Source organism: Leptolyngbya sp. AN10 (assembly GCF_050565645.1).
In the GTDB taxonomy this organism is placed as follows: Bacteria; Cyanobacteriota; Cyanobacteriia; order Leptolyngbyales; family Leptolyngbyaceae; genus Leptolyngbya.
On sequence record NZ_JBNXVP010000017.1, the window covers coordinates 1 to 26,307 of the forward strand.

Genomic DNA, 26,307 nt, shown 5'->3' on the forward strand with positions numbered 1-26,307 from the left:
GCAACTGCATAAGATTGCTTTGGTGTAGGAACTTGAGCATCTCACAATTTGCCCCGCCCAAGCTATTCTTGTCTCACATAAGACTCTCGATAAACTAATCGTTTCAGGACTTTTCTACATCACTAAGCCAACATACTCTAAACACTGAGGCGCAACTCGAAATAAAAGAAGTCCTGTACCACAGCCAATTTCTAGCACTCGCTTAGGTTGCAATGCAAGGATACGTTCGACTGTAGAATCAACCCATTCTTGCATTTCTTCGTCTGAAATTAGCTCACCTGTGTAACTGTTTGCCCAACCACTGATGTTAAACGTAGGCTCCCATTGGTCATTAACACGATTGTTCTGATCGTCATCATGAATCATTTGCCACTGAGCAAGCTGCTCGTGTTCTAGCGCTGAATTCGTGTCGTCCGAGATCTTTTCAGGGTTGGCAACAACATAAGCCACTAAACGCTTATCACCAGGATGTTCTTCTCTCGCAATCACAATCGTATCTTTTACGACTGGATGTTGATGAAGCAGCGTTTCAATTTCACCAAGCTCGATGCGAAAGCCGCGAATTTTTTCCTGATTGTCAATGCGATCGAGAAATTCTAAATAACCATCTTCTCGATAACGAACCCAATCTCCGGTTTTATAAAGGCGGACAAGTACATCATTCTGCATACACCGTTGAATGAACTTTGTCGCAGTCAACTCAGGACGATTAAGGTAGCCTCTGGCAAGTCCTGCTCCAGCGATATAAAGCTCTCCAGGTTTATCAGTAGAGATAGGTTGACCTGATTCGTCTAGAACGTAAACTTGAACATTGTTAATTGGCTTGCCGATGGGCACGACGCGGTGATTAACTTCCACAGTGTTCAAATCGCACCATGTAGTACTGACTGTTGCTTCAGTAGGACCGTAAGCATTCACTAATCGTACTTGATTTGACACGTTTTGCTTCCAGGCTTCAAGCCAGCGAGGAAGTGCCCGTTCGCTACCGATCACAACAAGCCGAACACACTCAGGAAGCTGTACAGATGGAAATTCAGCGCAGATTTTGTGCCAAAACGCTGTTGGAATGTTTAGCACTGTTATATGGTAGGCGTTGCACTGTTCGAGAAAAGTTGGGATCGATCGCAGCATTTCAGGCGATCGTAGAACCAGGGTTGCACCTTGAGCTAGGGTGACAAAAATTTCTTCAATTGCAACATCAAAGCTAATTGATGCAAACTGAAGCACTCGATCGGTGGGGGTGATTTGATAGGCATCTGCGATCGCACCAACAAAATTGCTAAGAGAATGATGCTCGATCATCACACCTTTGGGCATTCCAGTTGAGCCAGAAGTATAAATCACATAAGCTAAATTTCCAGGGTTCAGCGTTGTGGTAGGAGAGTTTGCAGATTCTTGTTGCCAAAGTGCGCGATCGGTATCAACACAAACGATTGTTGCACCGTTTGAACTAATCTCAGAAGCATACTGTTTTTGAGTAAGTACAACCGAAATTTGAGCGTCATTTAGGATCAGAGCAATCCGTTCTTTAGGATAGGTTGGATCAAGCGGAACATAGGCTCCTCCTGCCTTTAAGATAGCAAGTAACCCAATGAGCATCTCTGGCGATCGCTCGATATATAAACCGACCAATGTTTCAGGTTGTACGCCTTGTTTTTGCAAGTAGTGTGCAAGTTGATTCGCTTGTTCGTTTAATGTTTGATAGCTCCATGTTTGAGAACTAGAAATGAGAGCGATTCGCTCCGGATCTTTCTGAGTTTGTGCTTCAAAGAGATCGTGGACGTAGGAAAATTTTTGAGTACAAACGGTTGAATTCATACAATGATTCTTAGCATCGCAACTGACTAAATCGAAGGAGCAATTTGGCAGGTATGATGAAGTGGAGACACCTTCAAATCACATAGACATCTGCTTAAGCTGAGAGCAAAGCAACGGGGGCGAATTCAGCGTAAAATGCTAGTGGGCAACATCTGAACATAATATTACTGATTGCTTGTAGTATTCCCTTGATGACTTGAAGCAATCAGGACAAAAGCAAAGTACTTCTTGAGATAATCATAGTGATAATTCTAAAGCTCTCATAATGTGCAGCAAAACCGGATAAGTTAGCGCAAGACGAGTAGAGGTAAAGCAATTTTCTCGCTTTTAATCCTGTTAAGTTGAAGACTTCGTTTTTAATTCGTGCTTAACTGAGAGTGATTCATTCAAGATAATATTTTCAGTTATTTAAGCTTGAGAAGGATTAGATCTTTGCTAACCACAATCTGAGATCGCAATCTATAGAGCCTATTTGGGAGCTTTTTAAGATGGGCTAGAATCAAAAATAAATGCTGTAAGCTAATCGACATCTAGAGTGCATAAAATAGCGATTGAAAATTGACGGTACGTTTGCAGAATGTAATTGGTTCAATCTTCGAGTCGCCGCTCTCCCCGATCGTTCTCGTCGCAAAATCCCATCGACACCCTCGGTTTGCCACGCTTTCATCAAAAGCTGCACGTTCCGCACCGTCATGTTCAATTGTTGAGCAATCTCTTGCTGAAGCGCGAGATAAGTTTGACGATCCGGCGCATTCGCCAATCGCTGCATCGCTTTGATGCGCTCCTTCTCAATGAACTGATACACAAATTTTCGGTCTTGCTGTGTTCCAGAGAACATGAATCTAAGGGAAAGGTGATGCTAGAGTGCTGTCGGTGAGTCCTGGTACATCCTGGGATAACCTCCAAGCAAGTGAGCATAAAGAGGCAGACTAACTGTAGCCCGAAATCTGACTGAATTTCTATGAAGGATATATCTTGCTACTGAGGGAAAGCTTTTCCCTAGGTCAAAGAGCAATCTTTTAGGAGCGCTTCTGTTCTCGATCGTTGCACCTTTTCTTTAAGGGCTGCGTTTTGTTCTGCTTTTTTGGCTTTGTACAATTTTGCTATTCATCGATCGCGATTCAATCGTCTGACTAACTTGATCACAGTTCATTTCTTCTAGACAGCAAGAAAGCCCCGTTCTGTTATTCACCTGGAAAAGTTATGTCTGAAACTGTTCGTTTTTCCCAGTTCAATGCGTCGCTGAATCGTGCCGCAGAAGGGCAAATTATCAATGATTTCTCCAATCCAGCGATTTCTGATAGTCGAGGAACGCCAACGCCGCAAGCGGTAAGAGTACAGCAGGCAAGAACAGTAGCGGAGATTATTCAATGCACAAATCCCGATGTATTGCTGATCAATGAATTTGATTTCTTCACACCTGATCCAGAACGAGCAGTCGAACTCTTTCAGCAAAACTTTTTATCGGTTTCTCAAAATGGTGCTGATCCGGTTAACTATCCCTACTTCTACATTGCACCTTCTAATACAGGAATTCCGACAGGGTTTGACTTGAACAATAATGGTGCTGCTGTCACCGCGATTACTGATGGGATTGGTGCGCTAGGGTATGGGGATGATGCGTTTGGATTTGGGAATTTTCCAGGACAGTTTGGCATGGTGTTGCTGTCGAAATACCCGATCGATACTCAGAATGTTCGCACGTTTCAAACATTTCTCTGGAAGGATATGCCAGGGAACTTGCTGACGAATGATCCGACAGTAGATAACCCGGATACAACAGTTAGAGAAAATCTTGCTGAGTTCTACACACCAGAGGAACAGGCGATTTTGCGCCTTTCTTCTAAGAACCATTGGGATGTACCAATTTCGATCGACGGTCGAACAGTTCATGTACTTGCAAGCCATCCAACTCCTCCAGTTTTTGATGGAACTGAAGACCGGAATGGCAAGCGGAACCATGATGAGATTCGCTTTTGGGCAGATTATGTGACTCCTGGAGAGGGTGACTATATCTATGATGATCAGCGCAGGACTGGAGGATTGCGACCAGGTTCTAGCTTTGTGATCATGGGCGACCAGAATGCCGAGGCTTTCGATGGTGATGCGTTTCGAGTGGGCGATCGCAATGCAATTCTACAACTGTTGCAAAATCCGAATATCAATACGAACTTTATTCCCACGAGTCCCGGTGCTGTGCAACAGGCAACACTTCAAGGGCAAAGTAATCTGACTCAGCGGGGAAATCCTGCCTTTGATACCGCAGATTTTGCTGATGGTTCTCCGGGGAATCTGCGGGCGGATTATGTGTTGCCTTCGGTCGATTTGTCGATCGCGAATTCAGGCGTATTTTGGACGCTTGATAGTGATCCGCTCTTTCCATTAGTGGGAACGTTTAATCCTGCACTGTGGAATGGGTTTCCTAGTTCTGATCATCGGCAGGTCTTTGTCGATGTGCAAATTGGTGCAACTCCGAGCGGACGAACTGCGATCGAAACTGAATTCGCGGGACAAGAAATTTTTCCTACAGGATTTACGCCACCTGGAGCCGCAGGCAGCATTAATGGCACTCCGGTAGCTGTGGGTGGACTTTCTGGAATCGCCTATGATTCTGCATACGATCGATACTATGCGATTTCTGACGATCGCTCTTCAAATGCCCGCTTCTACACAGCCTCGATCGATCTAAAGGATGGCGAACTGGATAGCGGCGATGTGAATTTCACTAATGTAACTCAATTGAAAGATGCAAACGGTAATCCCTTTGCAGCAAATACGCTTGATCCAGAAGGCATTGCTTTAACTAAAAACTCGACGGTGTTTGTTTCCTCTGAAGGCGAAGTTAGTGCCAATCGAGTGCTAAATCCTTTTATTAATGAATTCAATTTATCTACTGGACAACAACTTCGCGCCCTGCCAATTCCTGCTAAGTTCCTGCCTGTGATTCAAGATACGAATGGCAACGGGCTATTAGATGTCGGAGAAACTCAACTATCTGGAGTGCGAAATAATTTAGCGTTTGAGAGCTTAACGATTACGCCAAATCAGAATTTTCTATTTACTGCGACAGAGAATGCTTTAGTGCAGGATGGTTCTGTTGCCTCGTTATCTACTGGAAGCCGCAATCGGATTGTGCAATACAATCTCGTTAGTGGACAACCTGAGAAAGAATATCTCTATGTTACAGATCCGGTTGCCTTGCCGCCCAATCCCGATAATGGTTTCGCGACGAATGGTTTAGTGGATCTTTTAGCGATCGACGATCGAGGAACATTCCTAGCTCTAGAACGCTCCTTCTCCGCAGGTGCAGTCGGAACTCCCGGCAACACAGGCAATACAATCAAGCTCTACGAAATCAGTCTACAAGGTGCAACAGATATCAGCTTCTATGATTCGCTGAATAACTTAAGTGAAGCAGTTCTAGGAAACATCCAACCCGTTCAGAAGCGATTGTTACTCAACTTTGATGATCTAGAGCTACCCACTGGAACCGATAACATTGAAGGTATTAGTTTTGGTTCTCGTTTACCGGATGGTCGGCAGTCTCTCATCATCACCAGTGACAATAATTTCAGCCCAACTCAGTTCACTCAAATCATTGCTTTGGATGCTGAAATCCTGTCTACGGCTACGCCCACAGTTGAGACTCGTCCAGATTTGCTCGATGACGATATTCAAGAGTCAGATGCCGATGATCCTGCTATCTATGTGAATGCGATCGATGCAGCAAAAAGCTTAGTTGTCACTTCGGTAAAAAATGGTGGTTTGCGAGTGTATGACTTGGGCGGTTCTCTGGTGCAATCGATTAATCCGGGCGATATTCGTTATAACAATGTGGATCTGCAATACAACTTCGAGCTAGGTGGAGTGCATACAGATATTGCGATCGCAACCGATCGCAACAACGACAAGTTAGCAATTTTCAAAATTAATCCGAATGCAACTAATGGTCAGTATCTAGAAGACATTACAGATAGCAACATTGGCACATTATTTCAGTCTGAACCGTTTGCGCCGCCTTACTCTTCCGATGAGCGCAGTGCTTACGGAATTGCTTTGTATCGCAGTCCGGTTAGCAGTGATTCATTTGTGTTTGTGAACCGCCGCGAAACTGGGGATGTTGCACAGTATAAGCTCATCGATCGAGGAAACGGCACGATCGGAATCGATCGAGTTCGTAACTTTACGGTTCCTGCTCCCGCTGATACTGATTCCCAACTCGAAGGTATGGTCGTAGACCAAGAAACGGGCTTCCTCTACATTGGGCAGGAGAATGTCGGCATCTGGAAGTATGAAGCAGAACCGAATGGAGGCGATAGCGGAATTCTAATCGATCGAGTCAAAGAACTCGGTGGAGCGAACTTAACCGACGATGTGGAAGGACTCACGATTTACTACGGCAAGAATGGAACAGGCTATCTGCTCTCTTCTAGCCAAGGAGACAATACCTTTGCGGTTTACACTCGTGATGGCTTTAATCAGTTCCTCGGACGGTTTGCGGTGGGATCAAATGGCAGCATCGACAGTGTACAGGAATCGGACGGAGCTGATGTAATCAATCTCCCGCTAGGAGCTAACTTTCCCTTTGGGTTGTTCGTTACGCAAGATGGTTCTAACGATCCGGCTGTGCTAGTTGAGGATGATGGTGAACTAGAGAATGTCAATTCTAATTTTAAGTTCGTGCCTTGGGAAAACATTGCTAACAGCTTTCCGAATCCATTAGAGATCGATACAACGAGCTACAATCCTCGCACTCCACAAGTTGAGTCACTGAATGGAATTGCAAGCGGTGATACAACCCAGAATTCGACAGTCCTACTTGCTAGCAGCAATTTTCGAGGCACTGTTACCTTTGAGTATTCCACTTTGGCAGATTTCAGCACGATCGAAGGTACAAAAACAGCCACGATCGCTAATCCCTATCTACCTGCCAAAGTTGATTTATCTGATCTACATTCTGGAACTTTGTACTTTTATCGCGTCACGGATGCAGCAGGAGATCGAGCAGTCGGACAGTTCAAAACGGTAGCGCCTGTAGAAGCTTGGTTGGGTTCTACCTTTGGCGATTACACTGATGCGACGACTCAGAAGCTCCCCGTAACCATGAGCCAACTTGAGGTAAATCCGAACAACTCTTCTAGTGGGCTGTCGTTAAATCAGGCTTTGATTCGTGCAGCCAACAGCAATGAACTTCAGGTCGCTGTTAATTCACAAAGTTCGCTCACAAGCAGCCCTTTTACCATTTAGGCGAACTGCGATCGATCAAGCTTTCCCTAACGATTACAAAGAACACATTCACTGATCATCTACCGAACTATGGCAAACACAATTCTGAAAGGCTTTGCATCGCTTCCCGCAGATACCTTTGCTCCAGGTCCTGATTCTGGTCAGGGTATTTCTGCAAACGGACGCACCGGACTCTTTCCTGGACAACCTGTGCAGGGATTTAGTGCCGTTCAATTTGCGACTCCGACAACATTCTGGTTTATGCCTGATAACGGTTACGGTGCAAAGAACAACAGTGCTGATTTCCTGTTGCGCGTGTACTCAGTTGATCCAAGCTTTCGAGGTAAGGACGGCGATGGAACACTCAGTATTAACTTTGAAAACTTGATTCAACTCGCTGATCCACATCGTCAGATTCCCTTCGAGATTGTGAACGGTGCAACTAGCAATCGCACTCTGACCGGAGCCGATTTTGACATCGAATCGTTTGTGATTGCGAAAGATGAAACGCTCTGGTTTGGAGAAGAATTCGGTCCCTTTGTGTTCAATACCAACGCAACAGGCGAAGTTCTAAGCGCTCCTGTCGCAACGCCGAACTATTTCAACATTCCTACGCTTAATGGGCAAGCACCGCTGGTAATCGGGCATCGGGGAGCAAGTGGAGAACTGCCAGAACATACGATCGAGGCTTATCGATTAGCGATTCTGCGGGGTGCAGATTTCATTGAACCTGATCTTGTTTCGACCAAAGATGGCGTGCTGATTGCCCGTCATGAGCCGACTCTGGGCACTACGACTGATGTGGCGAGCCGTCCTGAATTTGCCGATCGTCGTCGCAATGGCACGATCGATGGTGTGCTTTACGAAAATGAATTTTTCGCCTCTGACTTCACGCTTGAAGAAATCAAGACACTGAGAGCAATTATGCCTCAGAGCTTTCGCACTCAGGCTTTTAATGGTGTATTCGAGATCCCAACGCTCGAAGACGTGATCAATCTAGTGAAACAGGTCGAGGCAGAAACGGGTAAGAAAATCGGGATTTACCCTGAAACAAAGCATCCAACTTATCATGATCAACTCGGTCTGTCGTTAGAAGAGCCACTGTTAGAAACTTTGGAGCGAACAGGCTTTACTGATCCAAGCCGCGTCTTTATCCAGTCGTTTGAGGTGAGCAATCTTCAAGAACTGAACACCAAAACGGACATTCCTCTAGTGCAATTGCTCGATGCCTTTGATGTAGACTACACCACGGGTTCTTTGCTGTATCAGGATGTGAATGCTCGTCCGTTTGATTTCGCGGTCAATGGGGACACTCGCACCTATGCTGATCTGCAAACTCCCACAGGTTTAGCAGAAATTGCAACTTATGCAGATGGCATTGGTCCTTGGAAGCGCATGATCGTCTCTCTGAAGAATGTAGATAATAACAATGATAGTCAGGCTGATGATCTAAACAATGATGGCGTGATTAATGATGCCGATCGCATTACACTTGAGCCGTCTAGCTTAATCGGTGATGCTCACCAGCAAGGCTTATTCGTTCACGCCTACACGTTCCGCAACGAAGGACGCTTTTTAGCATCTAACTACAACAACAATCCTGAATTGGAATACCGCCAGTTCATTCAATTGGGTGTTGATGGCTTTTTTACTGATTTTCCTGGCACTGGGGATCTCGTTCGCGATCAGATCACGGGCGCGTTTGTGCGTTCTCCTCAAAGTCCGGATGTTTTAAGCAAACCTGAATTTAACACGCTGAATGGTCAAACCCCTCTGGTTCTGGGACATCGGGGAGCCAGTGGCGATCGTCCAGAACATACCCTTGCTGCTTATAAAAAAGCGATCGCTGATGGAGCCGATTTCATTGAGCCAGATTTGGTCGTCACGAAAGATGGAGTATTGATTGCTCGACACGAACCGATGTTAGCAGTGGTGCAACTAAACCCAGATGGCACAATCCGACGAGATGCAAACGGCAATCCAGTGTTGAACACAACCGATACGAGCACCGATGTTTACCTGCGTCCCGAATTTGTCGATCGACTCACGGTAAAACGGCTTGATGGCAATCTGATTGGCGGTTGGTTCGCTGAAGATTTCACCCTCGCAGAAGTGAAGCAACTGAATGCGATCGAACGTCTTCCAGCCCTCAGAAGCACTGCTTTTGATCAAGACGGCTTAAAAGTGCCGACACTGGCAGAAGTGATCGAGCTAGTTAAGCAAGTCGAGACAGAAACCGGACGCAAGATTGGCATCTATCCTGAAACGAAACACCCAACATTCTTTTTGGATCAAGGATTCAATACGAGCCAACTATTAATTGATACGCTTCAAGATGTTAACTTCACTGATCCGAGCCGCATCTTTATTCAGTCATTTGAAGTTAGCAATCTGAAGGAATTAAACGATGCAATCATGCCTGCTGCGGGTATGGACATTCCTTTGATTCAACTGTTCGGCAGTGCTGGACGACCTTTCGATTTTGTCGTCAGCGGTGACACTCGCACCTACACTGATCTATCAACTCCAACAGGTCTAGCCGAGATTGCAACTTATGCGACTGGAATTGGTCCCAATAAGCAGCGAATTGTTCCGCTATCAACTGTCGATCGGGATAGCAATGGTCAAGCAGACGATCTGAATGGTGATGGCTTAATTAGTGATGGCGATCGCATCACAGGTACACCGACGACTTTGATTCAGGATGCTCACGACGCTGGATTATTCATTCACGTCTACACGCTGCGAAATGAATCCTTCTTCCTGCCTAATAGCTACAACGGCGATCCGACTGCGGAATACCGCCAGTTCATTAGACCTCCTGCACGAATCAAATTGGATGAGCAAGCTCATAGTTCAGCAAGCCTGCGATCAAGTTGAACCGTAGCCCAAATCGCCTGCGACGGTTACGGTAGCGCTCCGATAAGATGCGAAAAATCTTCAACTTGCGAAAGGTATGCTCCACCGTGATACGAACTTGCGCTAATTGTCGATTAAACTGACGTTCTTGCTTGGAGAGCGGACGCTTGCGCGATTTTTTGTAGGGCGTACAACTGTAAGCATGAAGTCTGGCGATGCCTTGATAGCCTCGGTCTGCCACCCAGAGTTGCTCAAGTTGGGTCGGCAACTGCGAGTCCTTGAACAAGCGGAAATCATGCTTGCGCCCTTTGCCAAATGCGGTGCAGACAATTTGACCGCTGAAATAGTCTACGACGACTTGCGCTTTTAGTGTGTGCCATTTTTGCTTACCACTGTAGTAAGGTCGCTGTTTTTTTTTGGACGTTCAATCGGACTTTCGCTGACATCAACTAACAGGAGGTTCCACCCTGCATCAGGCGAGTGCAGCGCCTTCTTGCCCGGAAGCCGAAATTCGCCCGACCGAATCAAACTGTTCTCAACTTTCCGCACAATGCGCCCCACGGTCGTTTCATGAATCCCCCAACTTTGTCCGATGTGGAACTGAGTCCGATACTCGCGCCAATATTCCATCGCAATCAAGAGTTGATCTTCGACTCCAAACTTGCCTTGTCCGCCTCGTTTGCCTTTTCGGATCAGCTTGGGTTTGAGAATTTCAACCATTTTCTCGAAGGTTTCACGCTTCACTCCGCACTTGCGTTTGAACGATTTTGGTGGCAGGTGTTGAATGCGATCGTACATTTGATCAGTCTCCTGAGTGGCATCTAGTCCTCTTTTCAGGAGTTCAAATCTGTGATCAGGATTCGTGCAGGAGGTCTATTGATTTAGGTGTCGATGGTTTCTTCACTGACTTTTCTCGTACCGGACGTTCTGTGATTGTTAACGACTATCTAGCAGGCAGTGGATATGCCAATCCCAATGGCAACCTTAATACACCCTATCTGAACGACCCGAACCAGCCTTACTATGGTGATTTGATTGTGGCAAACCTCAACCGCTCTCAAGGCTTCGAGGGCATGGCAATCAATCCCGACAAAAGCCGTATCTATCCCTTACTTGAAGGAACCGTCGTCGGAGATCCAGCGGGTACACTGCGGATTCATGAGTTTGATCCAGCGGCAGGTAAGTTCCTCGGCTTGGTGGGTTACTACAAGCTAGATAACCCTAGCTATGCGATCGGGGATTTAGCAGTGGTCAATGAGAACGAGTACTTGGTGATTGAGCGTGATAATGGTCAGGCTGCTAGTGCACAGTTCAAGAAGGTCTTCAAGATCGACTTCTCTAAGCAAGATGCAAATGGCTTCGTTGATAAGGTAGAAGTTGCCAATCTATTGAACATCCAAGACCCGAACGATCTAAGCGGCGACGGTAGTACCCTCTATCGAATGCCGTTTCAAACGATCGAAGATCTGCTTGTAATCGATGCAAACACAATCTTAGTTGCCAATGACAACAACTATCCTTTCTCCGTCGGTCGTCCACCTGCGATCGACAATACTGAGATTGTTCTCTTGGAACTCGATCAGCCTTTGAATCTAGATCCGCGAGTCGGTGCAGCGGGACTCGATCGTGAAACTGCGATCGCAAGTTCTAGTGGGCTGGGATTTGGGCGGCTCTCACTTGTGCAAAACAGGAGTGCGACTATCAATGATCCTTTGATTCGTGCGGCGAGTAGCAGTGAATTACTGACAACTTCATCTAACATTCAAGCAGGCTCAATGCTCAGTTCAACCCCCCTTATTGCTTAGAGGGTGTTTGAAAAGTAGCCGTTCATCGCATCAATCGCCCCTCGAATAGAATTCGGGGCTATCGGAACGAAGTCTGTTGAAACAGACTGAAGAGTTTGCTGTAACTGGCTTTCAGTCCCCTTCAGTGGACTTTGTTCCGATAGACCGTGATTTCCAATCACGGGCGAAATGGCATCGAAGTGAAGCATCTTCCTATACTTTTCAAACATGCTCTTAGATAGGCTAATCTTTGCAGAAAGCGGACGATCGACAATTCACAGGGCGAATAACAGCTTATATTAGGGGTGGCAGTTTTCCAGTTGGCAAACAGGAGTATGTCACCCTCATTTAGCCCTCGATCGTCTGAATTCATTCTGGTTTGCGGTTTAGGCAGTTTGGGACAGCAGTGTGTGCGCTATCTCAAGGAATTTGGCGTGAGCGTGATTGCGATCGAAGAAACGATCGACAAAACTTGGGAAATAGCAGAACTGCCCACCTTGTTAGACGATATGATCATTGGAGACTGTCGGCAGCAGGACGTACTACAAAAAGCAAAAATTGCTCAATGTCGTGCGATTTTACTGGTAACTAGCAGTGAAACCATTAACGTGCAGGCGGCGTTTGCTGCTCGATCGCTTAATCCCACTGTGCGGCTCATCATCCGCTCCGACCAGCAAAATCTAAATCAACTCTTAGAGCAGCAGTTGGGTAACTTTGTCGCATTTGAAGCAACTCAACTGCCTGCACCCGCATTTGCTCTAGCAGCATTGAGGCAAGAAACAGTTGGCTTATTCCGTTTAGGTCATCAACTGGTGCGGATTATTCAGGAACAAATATCGCCTGATCACGCCTGGTGCGATCGCCGCAAACTGTATGAGTTGAACAACTCGACTCGCACTGTTTTGAGCTACAATCGAGCCGCTTTCTGCGACTGGGATCGAGATCAAACGATTCGTGCAGGAGATACGATCGTGTACGCTGAAGTAGATGAGATACCGCAGCAAAGATTACGTAAGAAATCCCAACAGAAATTGGATTTTTCAACGCTTTTAGGTCTGTTTCAAAAGCGAAATATTCAACATGAACTACAACAAGCTTGGCAGAATAGCAGTCAGACACAAAAGGTAGGAATCGTTGCAAGTGTAACCCTTAGCTTACTGATATCATTAGGAACTTTACTGTTTTGGTGGAACTATCCCAATCTCACGCTTCAGGATGCGTTCTTTACCACTGCAATCCTGCTTCTAGGCGGCTATGGTGATTTATTTGGGCAAGTCAAACTAGAGCTACCGATTCCTTGGGGATTGAGAATCTTTAGTTTAGTGCTTGCGATCGCAGGAACGGCATTCGTTGGTGTATTGTACGCTCTCTTAACCGAACGCTTGCTGACTGCTAAGTTTCAACTCTTAAAGCGTCGTCCGACTGTTCCAAATGAGGATCATATTGTGATTGTTGGGCTTGGACGAGTTGGGCAGCGAATCGCAACACTACTTCAGGAAATGAAGCAGCCTATCGTGGGCATTCATAGCACTGCACTTGAACCAACGATTTTGCCTGAGATGCCATTGTTAACAGGTAAACTTACTAACGTTTTAACAAAAGCGAACTTACAAACTGCTAGAAGTATCATTGTTTGCACAGATGATGAAGTCGCGAATTTAGAAATCGCATTGACAGCACGTGAGCAGAACCCAAATCTTAACTTGGTGATTCGCATCTTTGATCCGCGCTTTAGCAGCAGTATTCGACAGTTACTTCCCTACGCTAGAGTACTGGGTGCGTACCGATTATCAGCAGCGGCATTTGCAGCGTCAGCATTTGGTGAAAGTATTCTGCACTTGTTTCGCTTGAATCAACAAACCGTGTTGGTGACGGCGTACCAAATCACTGCAACTGATACACTACAGGGGCATCTTTTATCAGAAGTTAGCAGTGGTTATGGTATTGTTCCTATTCTGTATCAATCGGTGCAAGAGCCAGAACAGTGGATGCCTCCGGGCGACCTTCGGCTGAGAAACGGCGATCGCTTAGTCGTGATTGCCACGATGGTTGGATTGCGTCATGTGGAACAAGGGAGAATGGCAGCGAAAACTTGGCGTGTGCGCGTTATGAAAGCACTGACCCAGGAGGCGCAATTTGATGGAACAATGGCGATCGCTCGAATTACGGGCTGTGAAATTGAGACAGCAACGCAGGTGATGAAAACTTTACCTGCAACACTGCCAATTCTGCTTTACCCGCATCAAGCGCAGCGCTTAGTGCTTCAATTGAGGCGAGTTCAAGTAAGTGCTGAGCTAGTTTCGGAGTCAGTCGATCGCTAAATTGGAAAAGGTGAGCCTAGAGAGTGTTATGCACCATTGATGTGGCAAAGGTAGTGGCAAAAGTGCATAACACTCTCTAGGGCATTCAGACGTTGCGAATCTGCTTTAAGTTAGAGGCTGAACTATTGTTTGCTGTAATGGTTTTCCAGCAAGGTTCGCAACATATCCACCATCGGAATTCCTTCCTCTACCGCTTGCGCTTTGATCGCTTTATGCAAGGGTTTTGGAATATCCAACGTGAGCCGTTTCAGTTTCGTTGCTTTCTCCTTTTCGGCTTTTTTGTCCGACTTCTGGGGCACAGGCTCCACAATAACAGGCTCCGCAATAACAGGCTCCGCAATAGGAGGAATCACTGCCTCAACCGGAGGTATCTCAGTCTTCTTAGTGGTACGACTGGACTTTGCTTTAGTAGCAGGCTTCTCATCCACAATAGCGGGGGAAACTTCTGCATTGTTTTCAGAGAGTGCAGGCTCTGGTGTAGGGGGAACTGGATTTGGTTCAGGCTGTACCTTGGACTTAGTTTTCTTGTTGACCATCAATTTATCTCCAGGGAAGTGGGATTGACGATCGCAAGCTTGAATTTACCTAATTTACGATCGTCAATCTCAGGTTTTCTGTAAATACAGATTACTGTATTTACAGAAATAAAGATAAATAAATTGAGTAGATGCGAAGTTTCTATCCCAATCGGTAGCCAAAGCCTCGTAGCATTTTGAGGTACTGAGGATCGCTAGGAGCAGATTCTAGTTTCTCGCGCAGCCAACGAACATGCACATCGACCGTTTTCCGGTAATGCCCTGAAGGAAAGCTAATCTGATGGTAAAGAAGCCGTTGCGATCGGGCTAAAGCGCAAATCCGATCGTGAACTTCCCACTCGTAAACCCAAAGAAGCGGTGACGATTCACTGATCGTGCTGAGTTGCAAAGAGTAGGGAGTGGGGAGTAGGGAGTAGGGAATGGAAACTTGCTCTCTCCCCACTCCCCACTCCCCACTTTATTCTCGATACTGGAACGCACAAATTTTTGGACTTCCTCTAGACGGAGTTCGCCAAATCGTCTAAAGTCCATAAGAAAATTGGGAACAGGATCATGACAAAGCTAAAAGTTGGATTGTTGTTTGGTGGGCGTTCTGGCGAACATGAAGTCTCGATCGCGTCGGCTCGATCGATTGCTCAAGCTCTCAGCGATCCGGCGAATGCGGAGAAATATGACCTGATGCCGTTTTATATTCAGAAGGATGGAGAATGGCGATCGCCCGATATTGCTCGATCGGTCTTAGACTCCGGAGCGATTGACTGTGACGATAGCGCAACGAATCTTTGGCAATTTCCAACTGAGGCGGCGCAAGTCGATGTTTGGTTCCCGATTCTACATGGTCCCAATGGCGAAGATGGAACCATTCAAGGCTTGCTCACGCTCATGCAAAAACCCTTCGTGGGTTCTAGTGTGTTGGGTTCCTCGGTTGGGATGGATAAGCTGGCGATGAAAATGGCATTCGCTCAAGCAGGCTTGCCGCAGGTGAAGTATTTGGGCGTGAGTCGAGCGGAAGTGTACTCGAATCCTTGTGTGTTTCCGAAATTGTGCGATCGTATTGAAGCTGAACTAGGCTATCCCTGCTTTGTCAAACCTGCAAACTTAGGATCGTCCGTTGGGATCTCGAAAGTGCGAACTCGTGCAGAATTGGAAGCAGCTTTGGATAGTGCTGCGAGCTACGATCGACGAATTATCGTTGAGGCGGGAGTGGTTGCTAGAGAAGTCGAATGTGCAGTGTTGGGAAATGATCAAGCAAAGGCTTCTGTAATTGGTGAGATTCGTTTTGATAGCGACTTTTACGATTACGAAACGAAGTACACCGCAGGCAAATCGAGCCATGTGATTCCCGCACAACTGCCAGCAGAAATTACAAGTTTGATTCAGGAAAGAGCATTGCAGGCGTTTCATGCGGTTGATGCAGCGGGATTAAGTCGGGTGGATTTTTTCTATGTCGAATCGACGGGTGAAGTGTTGATCAATGAAATTAATACACTGCCTGGATTTACCGCGACCAGTATGTATCCGATGATGTGGGAAGCATCGGGTGTTTCTTATCCGAATTTAGTCGATCGATTAATTCAACTTGCACTGGAGACGTAATGGTTTAGCGCCGTAGCCAATGTGATTTGCAGCTAAACAAACGAAGTCTAGGGTGCGTAGATTCTGGCGTGTTTGTTTACCCGCCATTGCGCCCGGAGGTAAACCGTCCGGGCTAAGGAGATTTATCGAAAACAAATTACCCGCTGTCTTCGGCTTCGCTCAGTCAGCTAGAGATCGCGCCCTGAGCGAAGCCGAAGGGCAGTCTTTCAAGCGGTAAGCTCTTTCGTAGAAATCTCCTAATCGAAAGGAACCCCACTGAAGTGGGCTGAACTCGCACTTTTATGGGGCTTCAGCCTCCTTTCCTCCATTAGCCCGGACGGTTTACCTCCGGGCGGACCGAATCGCAGCAACAGACCATCATCAACACACCATTTTGCTAGGCGCGAATTGTATAAGCGCGAATTCATTCGCCATGCCTCGAATCGTTAGCCCGATCGTAGGTTGACCAATTCCAGCACGATCGACAATGTAGCATCTGGATCAATCGGCTTTGCAATATGCTGTTGGAATCCCGCCTTTAATGCTTGTTGTCGATCGCTCTCTCCTGCGTAAGCGGTTAGTGCGATCGCGGGAATCGAGTGGTGCTTTGAGGTACGAATCGCTCGAATCAACGCATAGCCATCCATCTCTGGCATCCCAATATCACTGAGTAGAATATCAGGCGGCGATTGTTCGATCGCGCGAATCGCTTGGAGTGCAGACTCCACTACAGTCACGATCGCGCCATTGGTCTGGAGTAGGAAGCTGAGAAAATCGCGGGTGTCTGGATCATCATCGACCACCAGCGCTCGAATGCCGTTCAGTGGTGAATCACTGGGAATTGTAGTCGTTGATGAAGCAGGTTGCGAATCAGGTGGGATCGCTTGCATTAGAGGCAATCGAACGGTAAATGTCGCCCCTTGGTTTTCTCCAGGACTCTCTACGGTGATCGTTCCCCCGTGAAGTTCAACGATTTGACGTGCGATCGCTAAACCTAATCCTAAACCGCCAAATTTCCGCGTGATCGAACCATCTTCTTGGCGAAAGTATTCAAACAAATAGGGTAAGAACTCAGGACTAATCCCTTTCCCGGTATCAATCACTTGGACTTGGACTTGCTGCTTCACTTGCGACAGGTGAATCGTCACTTGTCCTTGCTCTGGAGTGAACTTGACTGCATTCGAGAGCAAGTTCCAGAAGACTTGCTGTAGTCGTCCAGCATCCCCAGACACAAAATAATCTTGCCGATCGAACTCCAGGGTTAGCTTGATTTGTTTAGCTTCGGCAGCGAGTCGCATCGTTTCTGTCGCGGCTGAAATGACTGTTGCAACGTTGGTAGGTTCTCGATTGAGCGACAATTTGCCACGAATGATTCGAGAAATATCGAGCAGATCATCAATCAGTTGGACTTGAAGTTTAGCGTTGCGCTCGATCGTACTTAGAGCCTCTGTTGTTCTTGCTGCATCTAAGCGACCCGTTTGTAACAATCTGATCCAACCTAAGATTGGATTTAGCGGCGTTCTTAGTTCATGAGACAGCACTGCAAGAAATTCGTCTTTGATTCGGTTTGCTTTTTCGGCAGATTCTCGCGCCGCTTGTTCCTGTTGCAAAATGCGATCGCGCTCTCGTTCAAACTGCACCCGCTCTGTAATGTCACTCGCGATGCCAATTAGACCAATGACTTCTCCCGCTTCGTTACGATAGGGGACTTTCGCGCCAAGAAATGTCCGAATTCCGTCTGGAGATTCCTCAACGATTTCGGTTTGCCCCGTTTCCATGATGCGCTGGTCGTTCTCTGCGACAGCGCGATTTGATTCGCATGGGAAGATCTCCGGGTCGGAAAATCCAATCACTTCAGACTCAGGCTTTCCAAATACTGTCAATGTGGCTGGATTCGCATAGATAATTCGTCCTTCGCGGTCTTTGACAAAAATCGGAGTAGGAGTCGATTCATTAATCACATTGAGAATGGCATTCTTTTGGCGCAGTTCTTCTTCGGTGCGTTTGCGATCGGTGACATCTCGAAATAGGATTGCAACTTTGTTTTTTTCTGGCTTCTCAAATCGAAACGCATAGACATCAAACCAGCGATTCATCTCTTCGGCAACATTTTCAAACCGAACAGGTTGCCCAGTGAGAGCAACGGTACTATAAGTTTCAACCCAAAAGCTTTCAATGCCTGGAACCAGTTCGCGAACAGTTTTGCCGATCGCATCTTTAAGTCCTGTTTGTTGTTCAAACTGCTGGTTAATTTCTAGAAAACGATAGTCAACTCCTTTGCCTGTGTTATCGAATAATATTTCAATCACAGCAAAGCCTTCATCGATCGAGTTAAACAGCGATCGATACCGTTCTTCGGATCGTTTTAGCGCTTCGGCTGCTTGTTGGCGTTCGGCTTCTTGTGCTTTCAGTTCAGTGATTTCCTGCACGACCACATTCACACCTAAAATGCGATCGACCTCATCTTTGAGTGGATAGTAGCTTGATAGCCAGGTTCGCATCACTCCAGGCTGTGCTGGATTCGTTCCGGTCACTTCTAAGTTAACCAGTGGCTCTCCTGAATCAATCACTTGCTGATAGAGCGGTTCTATCTGATCTGCCAGTTCTGGAAGCAATTCTCGCACCGTCCGCCCAATGTGTTGCTCAACGGATGCACCATTGATTTCTGCTAATTGCTGATTGATCCGAACATAGCGAAGTTCAGTATCGTTAAAGCACAATCCTACGGGAGCAGTGGTGTAGATCGCTTCGATTTCTGCTCTTCGACGCTGTGAAGTTTGTTGTTGTTCTTGGAAAGCGGCTTGTTCTGTTTTTTGCTGCGTGACATCTTGAAAGTACACGGCAAGCCCAGACTCGATCGGATAAGCTCGGACTGCAAACCAAGCATTCAGTGGTGGGTAAAACGATTCGATGTGTACTGTGACTTGTTCAGCGATCGCTCGACGATATTCCTGACCAAAGGCAGTCTCTGAAGCTTCGGGGAACACTTCCCAAATCGTTTTTCCAATGAGTTTTTCTTTAGAACGATTTAATACTCGTGTCGCTTGCGTATTCACGTAGGTAAAGTGCCAATCGCGATCGAGCGAAAAGAATGCATCAGAAATGCTTTCTAGAACATCTAGAATCTGCCGAGAAGGAGAAGGTTGCTCAGGGACAGTCAATCCGATCCATTGCCGAATTTTTTGGAGCAATTGATGAAAGACAGACGGCGATCGAATGGACATGACGACGGAAGCGGTATTTCTCAGGATAGATATAACATCAAATGCGATCGCGCTCGATCGCTCTTTAGATAGATATTGCAAGGGATGAGAGGCGTTGAGCTAAGAGAACGTTTGAGAAGGATAAGAAGCGGCTTTGCTGCGTTGCGAGTTCGCCCGGAGATTAATCTCCGGGCTAATGGAGGAAACCCCGCTGAAGCGGGCTAAGAGAGGCATACGGAGTTCTTAGCCCAGTTTAGTGGGCTTCCCACGATTAGCCCGGAGATTCATTTCCGGGCGGGTGAATGCGATGAACGATTGCTTTTCAAATGCGATGAACCATTGCTTTTCAAACACCCTCTAAACAAAAACCTCAATCGACTGCATCCTATTCCATTCATTCATTTTGTTATATCTTTTGGTCTGCTTACTCTTGGTATTGATAAATTCTATTGTTTAGAAGTGTGTAAGTTGCTGTAATGATTAAAACTTTCTGTACACTACTGAATATTGGAAAGATTGCAATTCTTAATTCCTAATCGATAGAAATTCGTCGATGAATTGCAGTCATTCCTATGCTGATCATTTCTTAACTTCAATCAGTTTTGAACCCTAAAGTTTTGTTTGAACAACTTGAGGGAAAATTGTGCGATCGAATTCAACCTGTTTCTGAGAGTTTTGCATTATGGACGACTTGTTTTCGAGACTTTCACGCCGGAAATTCATTCTAATTGCTGGATCGACGGCATTAGCGACAACGGTACTCAAAGGATGTGCTTCTGATACCACAGCCCAATCAGGAAGCTCAACTTCTGGCGCAACCGTTCAACCTGTCGTGGACGGAAATAACGAATCTGCACTCTATGAAGCAGCGAAAAAAGAAGGAAAATTAGTTTATTACACTGTTTTCTTTAATCAAGATATTGTGAATGAAATTGGTGCAGCATTTACTAAGAAATACCCAGGGATTCAGTTTGAAGGAACTCGTAAAGTTGCTGGTACTTTGTTTCAACAATTGAATCAGGAAATGCAATCGGGCGTGAAGAATTGCGATGTCTTTGGGACAACCGATATGGGTCAAATGCTGCAACTCCAATCCGAAGGCAAACTTTCACAGTATGAGCCTGTTGGCAAGGATCAAATGTTGCCTGAATTCCGCAATTTGAACCCTGAAAATCTCTATCAAACTGGGGCACTAATCCCGATCGTGATTGGCTACAACACGCAAAAGATCAAAGCCGATCAAGCCCCGAAAGGCTGGAAAGACTTGCTCGATCCGAAGTACAAAGACCAAGTTGCAACCGGAAGCGGGGTTGCGAGTGGACAAGTCGGAACTTGGGCTTTGGCGATGGATCAGAAATTTGGCTGGGACAATTATTTCCCGCAGTTCAATCAATTGAATCCGAAATTAGGTCGATCGATTAACGATGCCGTGTCGGATGTCGTCTCTGGTGAACGTGCGATCGGGATTGTGACTCTAGGGCAAACTCTAACCGCAAAAGCCAAAGGCAACCCAGTTGATATCGTCTATCCAAACGAAGGATCGGTGATTGTTGTGGGACCGATCGGCATTCTCAAAGATGCGCCTCGACCGAATGCGGCTCGATTGTTCATGAACTTCCTCATGAGCCAGGAATATGCAGAACTGGTGGCAAAATACAATGAGCAACCGTTGAGAGCAGATGTCAAAGTCGCGGGTGCAAAAACGATCGGCGAGATGAGTCCGATTATTCCGACTCCTGCACAGATTCAAGCGGGGATTCCTAATATTCGGAACAAATGGCGCGACAAATTTGGTGCTTAGAATTTGACGCTTAGAAGAGGGATTGAACAGGATGAAAGCGGCTTTGCTGCGTTGTGAGTCCGCCCGGAGATCAATCTCCGGGCTAATAGAGGAAACTCCGCTAAAGCGGACTCAGAACACAATACGAAGTTCTTAGCCCAGTTTAGTGGGCTTCCCCCGATTAGCCCGGAGATTCATTTCCGGGCGGGTGAATGCGATGAATGAGTTGGTTTCAAGACATTCTCTTATTCGAGGATGTTTGAAAAGTATAGAAAGATGCTTCACTGCAATTGCGTTCCGCCCGTGATTAGAAATCACGGTCTATCGGAGAAAGTCCACTAAAGGGGACTGAAAGCCAGTCGTCATATCCTCTTCAGTCTGTTTCAACAGACTTTGTTCCGATAGCCCCGAATTCCATTCGAGGGGCGATTGAGGCGATAAACGATTACTTTTCAAACTTAGACTCTGAAAACCTTGAGAAAAAAAGGAGCGATCGACGTTGACAAATCCAGTAACAAGCCTTGCGCCAGGTTCGCCACCTCGCAAAATCGGCAAACTCAAAGGCAAATGGAACTTTTCCCCAATCTTTTGGGCAGTGATGATTGGTATTCTGATTGTGCTGATCGGATTGCCCGTGTTCTGGCTGATTGTGCGGAGTCTGTCTGTTCCCCAAGTGGGTGGCTTTACGCTGCAAAACTATCTCAAAGTGTTTCAGAGTTCGCGATTGCTCCAAGCGGTAGGTAACTCGCTGATTTTGGCAACTGGCACTGGGATAATGAGTGTCGCGATCGGGGTTCCGATGGCGTGGATGATTACTCGTACAAACATTCCCGCACGAGGTTTACTGCGAACGTTATTGTTAGTTGCGTTCACAACTCCGCATTTCTTAGGTGGGATTGCTTGGATTCTGTTAGCGGCTCCTAATTCGGGTTGGCTAAATCGTGTATTTGTCAGCATTACAGGAGCGGCTCAAGGTCCGTTAAACATCTATTCGATGTGGGGCGCGATCTTTGTCGTGGGCATTTATAGCTATCCGTATGCGTTTTTGCTCACCAGTTCTGCACTAGAATTTGTCTCTTCTGAGCTAGAAGATGCAGCTACAATTCTCGGTGCTGGAAAGTTCACAACGATGTTTCGGATCACTTTACCGTTAGTGTTACCTTCGATTTTGTCGGGGTTCTTGCTCTCGTTCCTCGAAGCGATCGCGCTTTTCGGTTCTCCGACTCTGATCCTAGTTCCCGCTAGAGTTCCGATCATCACAACCGAGATTTGGCAACAGTTCCAGTTCCCGCCAAATGTTGAGTTAGCTTCTGCATTCTCAATGTCGCTGATTGTGATCACGCTGGTTCTGTTGTGGGTACAGCGGCGATTGTTAGCCAATAAAGGCTATACCACTCTGACTGGAAAAGGTGGACGCAAACGGTTAATTGATGTAGGACATTGGCGTTGGGCGTTCCTCGGATTCTGCCTATTCGTATCCACGCTGTCTCTGTTCTTGCCATTTTATATGTTGCTTAGAACATCGCTGTCGAAAGCTTGGGGACAACCGTTTGCGCTCTCGAATCTAACTCTGCAATGGTATCAAGATGTCTTGTTCCGATTGCCATTTACTAGATTGTCAATTATCAACACCTTGACCTATTCTGCTGCTGCGGCATTGTTCGCGATGGTTGTTGGAATTGCGATCGCATACATTGTGACGCACCGACTCGTCAAAGGTTGGCGCATCCTTGGATTTCTGCCGATGATTCCGTTAGCAATTCCGGGTATTGTGATTGCAGTTGGTATCTTTGCGGCTTATTCTCGTCCGCCGATCGTACTATTCGGAACCGGATTGATTTTGATTGTGGCGTATACGACTCGATTTGTCCCGATCGCGTTTTCTAATGCAAGCGACATCTTCAAAAGCATCAATCCTGAAATGGAGCTTGCCGCTCGAAACTTAGGTGCAACACAGATTCAGACTGTGCAACAGATTACAGTGCCCTTAGTCAAACGCGGCTTGATTGGGGGATTCATTCTCGTCTTTATCTTGTCAGTGCGGGAATTAAGCTGTGCCATTCTCTTGTTTAGTAACAATACACAGGTGATGGCGACTGTGTTGTTTGATTTAGTAACCGAAGGTAGCTTTGAGCGAGTTGCGGCATTAGGTGTCGTGATGTTGGTGCTAGTCTTTGGTGCAGTTGGAGTAGCGTATCGCCTGCTCGGTGAAGATTTCATGCTGGAAAAATCTTAGAAGGTAACTATCATGGCATCCATTACATTGGACAATCTGACTAAGTACTTCGGTCAGAACACAGCCGTCGATCGCATTAATTTAGATGTTGCAGATGGTGAACTAATTGCGCTTTTGGGTCCTTCAGGCTGTGGGAAAACGACGACTTTGCGAATGTTAGCGGGCTTTGTTTCTCCCGATGATGGTCAAATTCTGGTCGATGGTCGGGCGATTTCAACCAAGCAGCGAACCGTTCCACCAGAGCGGCGCAATATGTCAATGATTTTCCAAAGCTATGCAATTTGGTCACACAAAACTGTGTTTGAAAACGTTGCTTTTGGTTTAGAACTACGACAGATGAGCCGTTCAGAGATTCGATCGAGAGTCACAAGAGCGCTCGAAATCACTCACTTGCATCGACTTGCCGATCGCTATCCGTCTCAACTTTCGGGAGGACAACAACAACGAGTCGCCTTAGCTCGTGCGATCGTGATTGAGCCGCAAATTCTCTTACTCGATGAACCGTTGTCAAACTTAGATGCCAGTTTGCGGGATGAAATGCGGAATGAGATTCGCCGAATTCATGATGAAACGGGACTGACAACCGTTTATGTCACACACGATCAAGGAGAAGCATTAGTCTTATCCGATCGCATTGTAGTCATGTCCGACGGTCGAATTCAGCAAGCAGGAACACCCGAAGAAATCTACGAAACGCCTGCGACTGAATTTGTGGCGCGATTTATTGGGCGATGTAATGTTCTGCCGGGAACCTTAACGCGATCGCAGCAAGTAGATGTCGGAGGTGTACTGATTGCAGCAGACGATTTAGCTCCGGGAGTGAGCAGTGGGCAAGATGTCGCACTCAGTGTTCGTCCGCATTCGATCGTGCTTGATCCGATCGAGTGTCCAACCGATGATATTCGGATGAATTGCTTTATTGCATCGGTTGAACATCAAGATTACTTTGGAGAGTTTCGAGAGTATCAGGTTCGGATTGCAAATAGTGATGTGTGCTTGAGTGTGGTTACTCCTCCGAATGTGCGGCATCAAGTCGGCGATCAGATGTATCTCTCGATTCCGAAAGAGCATTGTCGAGTTGTGCCAATGACGACTCGATCGACAGAACGATCGAACCAATTCGCGATGACTGCCTGAAAGAGCGCTAAATTTGTGAATTTTGGTGTGTTCATTCACAATTCCACCCGTTGGTTTATCCGCAATCCCGTCTGTTCGTTTACCCGCTGTTTCGCCCGGAAATGAATCTCCGGGCTAATGGAGGGAACCCCACTGAAGTGGGCTAAGACTGCGATCTTAGGGGGCTTCAGCCTCCTTTCTCCCATTAGCCCGGAGCGTTTACCTCCGGGCGGACTGAATCGCAGCGACATTTCATCATCAACAAAAGATCCTGAACACACTCGAAGCGCTAAAGTTTGATCAACCTCACCTTACTGATTCCATGAATATCTTTGATCTGCTTACCGGAGAGAACGATCGACCTGCGTTAGTTGCCCCCGATCGGGCAACTCTCACGCATCAACAACTCAGAGACAATCTCAACCACCTAGTCAGCCAGTTGCAGCAATTCGGCTTACAGTCTGGAGATCGAATTGCGATCGCAATGCCAAACAGTTCTGCAATGGTCTTAACTTTCCTTGCGGCGACCTTGTGCGCGACGGCTGCCCCACTCAATCCAAAGTACAAAACCGAAGAATTCGCTTTCTACTACGAAGACACACAAGCGAAAGCATTAATTACTTTGCCAGATACCGTTGAAGAAGCGGGAGCTTCGCTGTTGCCGGAGGCAATCGCGGCTGCTCCTCCGGAGATGCAATTGATTCAAGCGATCGTACAACCAGATGGAACGCTAAACTTTGAACTAATACGAGGAGAAGCAACTCCAATCACTTCATCCTCACCGACCGAGGATGATATTGCAATGATTCTGCACACGAGCGGGACGACCAGCCGCCCGAAACGAGTTCCGATTCGACATCGCAATCTAATTGCTTCGGCTCGAAACATCATTGAAGCCTATCAACTCACCTCCGAAGATACAACGCTCTGTTTGATGCCGTTGTTTCACATTCATGGCTTAGTGGGATGTCTACTATCGACCTTAGCTTCGGGCGGAACCTTAGTTTGTCCGAATGGCTTTAATGCGCTGGAGTTTTGGCAACTCGTCGATCGCTTTCGTCCGACTTGGTATTCTGCTGCGCCAACCATGCACCAGATGATTTTGGCTCGTGCAAGCCGCAATTCGGAGATTGTCAAAGCAAATCCGTTTCGATTTATTCGATCGAGTAGTGCGTCCTTGCCTCCGGTGATCATTGAACAGTTAGAAGCAACCTTGAATGCTCCAGTGGTCGAGTCTTACAGCATGACTGAAGCGGCTCACTTGATGAGTACGAATCCCTTACCTCCCAAAGTTCGCAAACCGGGAACCGTTGGAATTGGGTATGGAGTTGCAGTTGGCATCATGGATGAAGCGGGAACTTTGTTACCTCAAGGCTCACTCGGTGAAGTGGTCGTTAAAGGTGCAAATGTGATTGATGGCTATGAGAACAATCCGACTGCGAATGCGACCGCGTTTGTGGAGGGATGGTTTCGGACTGGGGATCAAGGCACGATCGATGAGGATGGTTACTTGCGATTAACAGGTCGAATCAAAGAACTAATCAATCGTGGTGGTGAAAAGATCTCGCCCTTAGAAGTGGATGATATTCTACTGCGTCATCCTGCGGTCGCGGAAGCATTAGCGTTTGCTGTGCCGCATAAATCGCTTGGAGAAGACATTCATGCAGCAGTGGTACTGAAAGGGGATGTAACTGAGAAAGAATTGAAGGGACATTGCGCGGAAAGCTTGAGTGACTTCAAAGTGCCCAATCAGATTCACATTCTCGATCAGCTTCCACGGGGTGCAACGGGCAAACTCCAGCGGTTAGCGATGGCGAAACTGCTTAAAATTGAAGCTTAATCGGGATTGATGT

General features: G+C 46.7%; 15 protein-coding genes. 9 read left to right on the top strand and 6 right to left on the bottom strand.

The window, feature by feature from the left end; genetic code table 11:
• Nucleotides 1-114: 114 nt before the first annotated feature.
• Both ACQ4M5_RS22680 and ACQ4M5_RS22685 read right to left on the bottom strand, forming a co-directional pair.
• Nucleotides 115-1,818, bottom strand: a complete 1,704-nt coding sequence (locus ACQ4M5_RS22680; RefSeq protein ID WP_430677953.1) for an amino acid adenylation domain-containing protein — start codon at nt 1,816-1,818, stop codon at nt 115-117.
• Between the two features lie 499 nt (nt 1,819-2,317).
• Nucleotides 2,318-2,656, bottom strand: coding sequence for a hypothetical protein (locus ACQ4M5_RS22685; RefSeq protein WP_430677954.1), 339 nt, complete (start codon nt 2,654-2,656; stop codon nt 2,318-2,320).
• A 365-nt stretch (nt 2,657-3,021) separates the two neighbouring features.
• Here ACQ4M5_RS22685 and ACQ4M5_RS22690 point away from each other — a divergent pair, with 365 nt between their 5' ends.
• The gene (locus ACQ4M5_RS22690; RefSeq protein ID WP_430677955.1) at nt 3,022-7,065 is read left to right on the top strand and encodes a phytase; all 4,044 of its coding nucleotides are present in this window, start codon (nt 3,022-3,024) and stop codon (nt 7,063-7,065) included.
• A 69-nt stretch (nt 7,066-7,134) separates the two neighbouring features.
• Nucleotides 7,135-9,924, top strand: a complete 2,790-nt coding sequence (locus ACQ4M5_RS22695; RefSeq protein WP_430677956.1) for a glycerophosphodiester phosphodiesterase family protein — start codon at nt 7,135-7,137, stop codon at nt 9,922-9,924.
• On the opposite strand, the gene ACQ4M5_RS22700 is transcribed toward ACQ4M5_RS22695, so the two are convergent.
• Nucleotides 9,875-10,701 (bottom strand): IS5 family transposase gene (locus ACQ4M5_RS22700; RefSeq protein ID WP_430674732.1). Its coding sequence is split into 2 segments (ribosomal slippage): nt 9,875-10,314 and nt 10,314-10,701, totalling 828 coding nucleotides; the frame shifts between segments, so codons are not numbered across the junction. The two genes, ACQ4M5_RS22695 and ACQ4M5_RS22700, sit on opposite strands and share 50 nt — an antisense overlap.
• A 131-nt stretch (nt 10,702-10,832) precedes the next feature.
• On the opposite strand from ACQ4M5_RS22700, the gene ACQ4M5_RS22705 reads away from it, so the two are divergent.
• Entirely contained in the window at nt 10,833-11,708 is an 876-nt protein-coding gene (locus ACQ4M5_RS22705) for an esterase-like activity of phytase family protein (protein WP_430677957.1), read from the top strand.
• A 314-nt stretch (nt 11,709-12,022) separates the two neighbouring features.
• Nucleotides 12,023-14,008, top strand: a complete 1,986-nt coding sequence (locus ACQ4M5_RS22710; protein WP_430677958.1) for an NAD-binding protein — start codon at nt 12,023-12,025, stop codon at nt 14,006-14,008.
• Between the two features lie 122 nt (nt 14,009-14,130).
• On the opposite strand, the gene ACQ4M5_RS22715 is transcribed toward ACQ4M5_RS22710, so the two are convergent.
• Nucleotides 14,131-14,544, bottom strand: coding sequence for a hypothetical protein (locus ACQ4M5_RS22715; protein ID WP_430677959.1), 414 nt, complete (start codon nt 14,542-14,544; stop codon nt 14,131-14,133).
• Nucleotides 14,545-14,686: 142 nt separating this feature from the next.
• Entirely contained in the window at nt 14,687-14,932 is a 246-nt protein-coding gene (locus ACQ4M5_RS22720; protein ID WP_430677960.1) for a winged helix-turn-helix domain-containing protein, read from the bottom strand.
• A gap of 164 nt (nt 14,933-15,096) precedes the next feature.
• Between ACQ4M5_RS22720 and ACQ4M5_RS22725 the strand changes: the two genes are divergently transcribed.
• Entirely contained in the window at nt 15,097-16,140 is a 1,044-nt protein-coding gene (locus tag ACQ4M5_RS22725) for a D-alanine--D-alanine ligase family protein (protein WP_430677961.1), read from the top strand.
• Between the two features lie 425 nt (nt 16,141-16,565).
• Here the strand turns inward: ACQ4M5_RS22725 and ACQ4M5_RS22730 are convergent, their stop codons facing one another.
• On the bottom strand, nt 16,566-19,424 hold the full coding sequence (locus ACQ4M5_RS22730; protein ID WP_430677962.1) for a hybrid sensor histidine kinase/response regulator: 2,859 nt from the start codon (nt 19,422-19,424) through the stop codon (nt 16,566-16,568).
• Between the two features lie 580 nt (nt 19,425-20,004).
• On the opposite strand from ACQ4M5_RS22730, the gene ACQ4M5_RS22735 reads away from it, so the two are divergent.
• From ACQ4M5_RS22735 to ACQ4M5_RS22750, 4 genes are all read left to right on the top strand, one after another.
• Nucleotides 20,005-21,123, top strand: a complete 1,119-nt coding sequence (locus ACQ4M5_RS22735; RefSeq protein WP_430677963.1) for an ABC transporter substrate-binding protein — start codon at nt 20,005-20,007, stop codon at nt 21,121-21,123.
• A 478-nt stretch (nt 21,124-21,601) separates the two neighbouring features.
• Nucleotides 21,602-23,338, top strand: coding sequence for an ABC transporter permease (locus tag ACQ4M5_RS22740; RefSeq protein ID WP_430677964.1), 1,737 nt, complete (start codon nt 21,602-21,604; stop codon nt 23,336-23,338).
• 12 nt (nt 23,339-23,350) lie between these two features.
• Nucleotides 23,351-24,475 (top strand): ABC transporter ATP-binding protein, encoded by a 1,125-nt coding sequence (locus ACQ4M5_RS22745; protein ID WP_430677965.1) that lies wholly within the window; start codon nt 23,351-23,353, stop codon nt 24,473-24,475.
• 301 nt (nt 24,476-24,776) lie between these two features.
• Nucleotides 24,777-26,294 (top strand): acyl--CoA ligase, encoded by a 1,518-nt coding sequence (locus ACQ4M5_RS22750; protein WP_430677966.1) that lies wholly within the window; start codon nt 24,777-24,779, stop codon nt 26,292-26,294.
• Nucleotides 26,295-26,307: the final 13 nt, after the last annotated feature.

Excerpts from the sequence above, each read along its gene's own strand:
- ACQ4M5_RS22715 (WP_430677959.1), bottom strand. The coding sequence starts at position 14,544 with ATGGTCAACAAGAAAACTAAGTCCAAGGTACAGCCTGAACCAAATCCA.
- ACQ4M5_RS22690 (WP_430677955.1), top strand. The coding sequence starts at position 3,022 with ATGTCTGAAACTGTTCGTTTTTCCCAGTTCAATGCGTCGCTGAATCGT.
- ACQ4M5_RS22685 (WP_430677954.1), bottom strand. The coding sequence starts at position 2,656 with ATGTTCTCTGGAACACAGCAAGACCGAAAATTTGTGTATCAGTTCATT.
- ACQ4M5_RS22710 (WP_430677958.1), top strand. The coding sequence starts at position 12,023 with ATGTCACCCTCATTTAGCCCTCGATCGTCTGAATTCATTCTGGTTTGC.
- ACQ4M5_RS22695 (WP_430677956.1), top strand. The coding sequence starts at position 7,135 with ATGGCAAACACAATTCTGAAAGGCTTTGCATCGCTTCCCGCAGATACC.
- ACQ4M5_RS22750 (WP_430677966.1), top strand. The coding sequence starts at position 24,777 with ATGAATATCTTTGATCTGCTTACCGGAGAGAACGATCGACCTGCGTTA.
- ACQ4M5_RS22735 (WP_430677963.1), top strand. The coding sequence starts at position 20,005 with ATGGACGACTTGTTTTCGAGACTTTCACGCCGGAAATTCATTCTAATT.
- ACQ4M5_RS22745 (WP_430677965.1), top strand. The coding sequence starts at position 23,351 with ATGGCATCCATTACATTGGACAATCTGACTAAGTACTTCGGTCAGAAC.
- ACQ4M5_RS22680 (WP_430677953.1), bottom strand. The coding sequence starts at position 1,818 with ATGAATTCAACCGTTTGTACTCAAAAATTTTCCTACGTCCACGATCTC.
- ACQ4M5_RS22725 (WP_430677961.1), top strand. The coding sequence starts at position 15,097 with ATGACAAAGCTAAAAGTTGGATTGTTGTTTGGTGGGCGTTCTGGCGAA.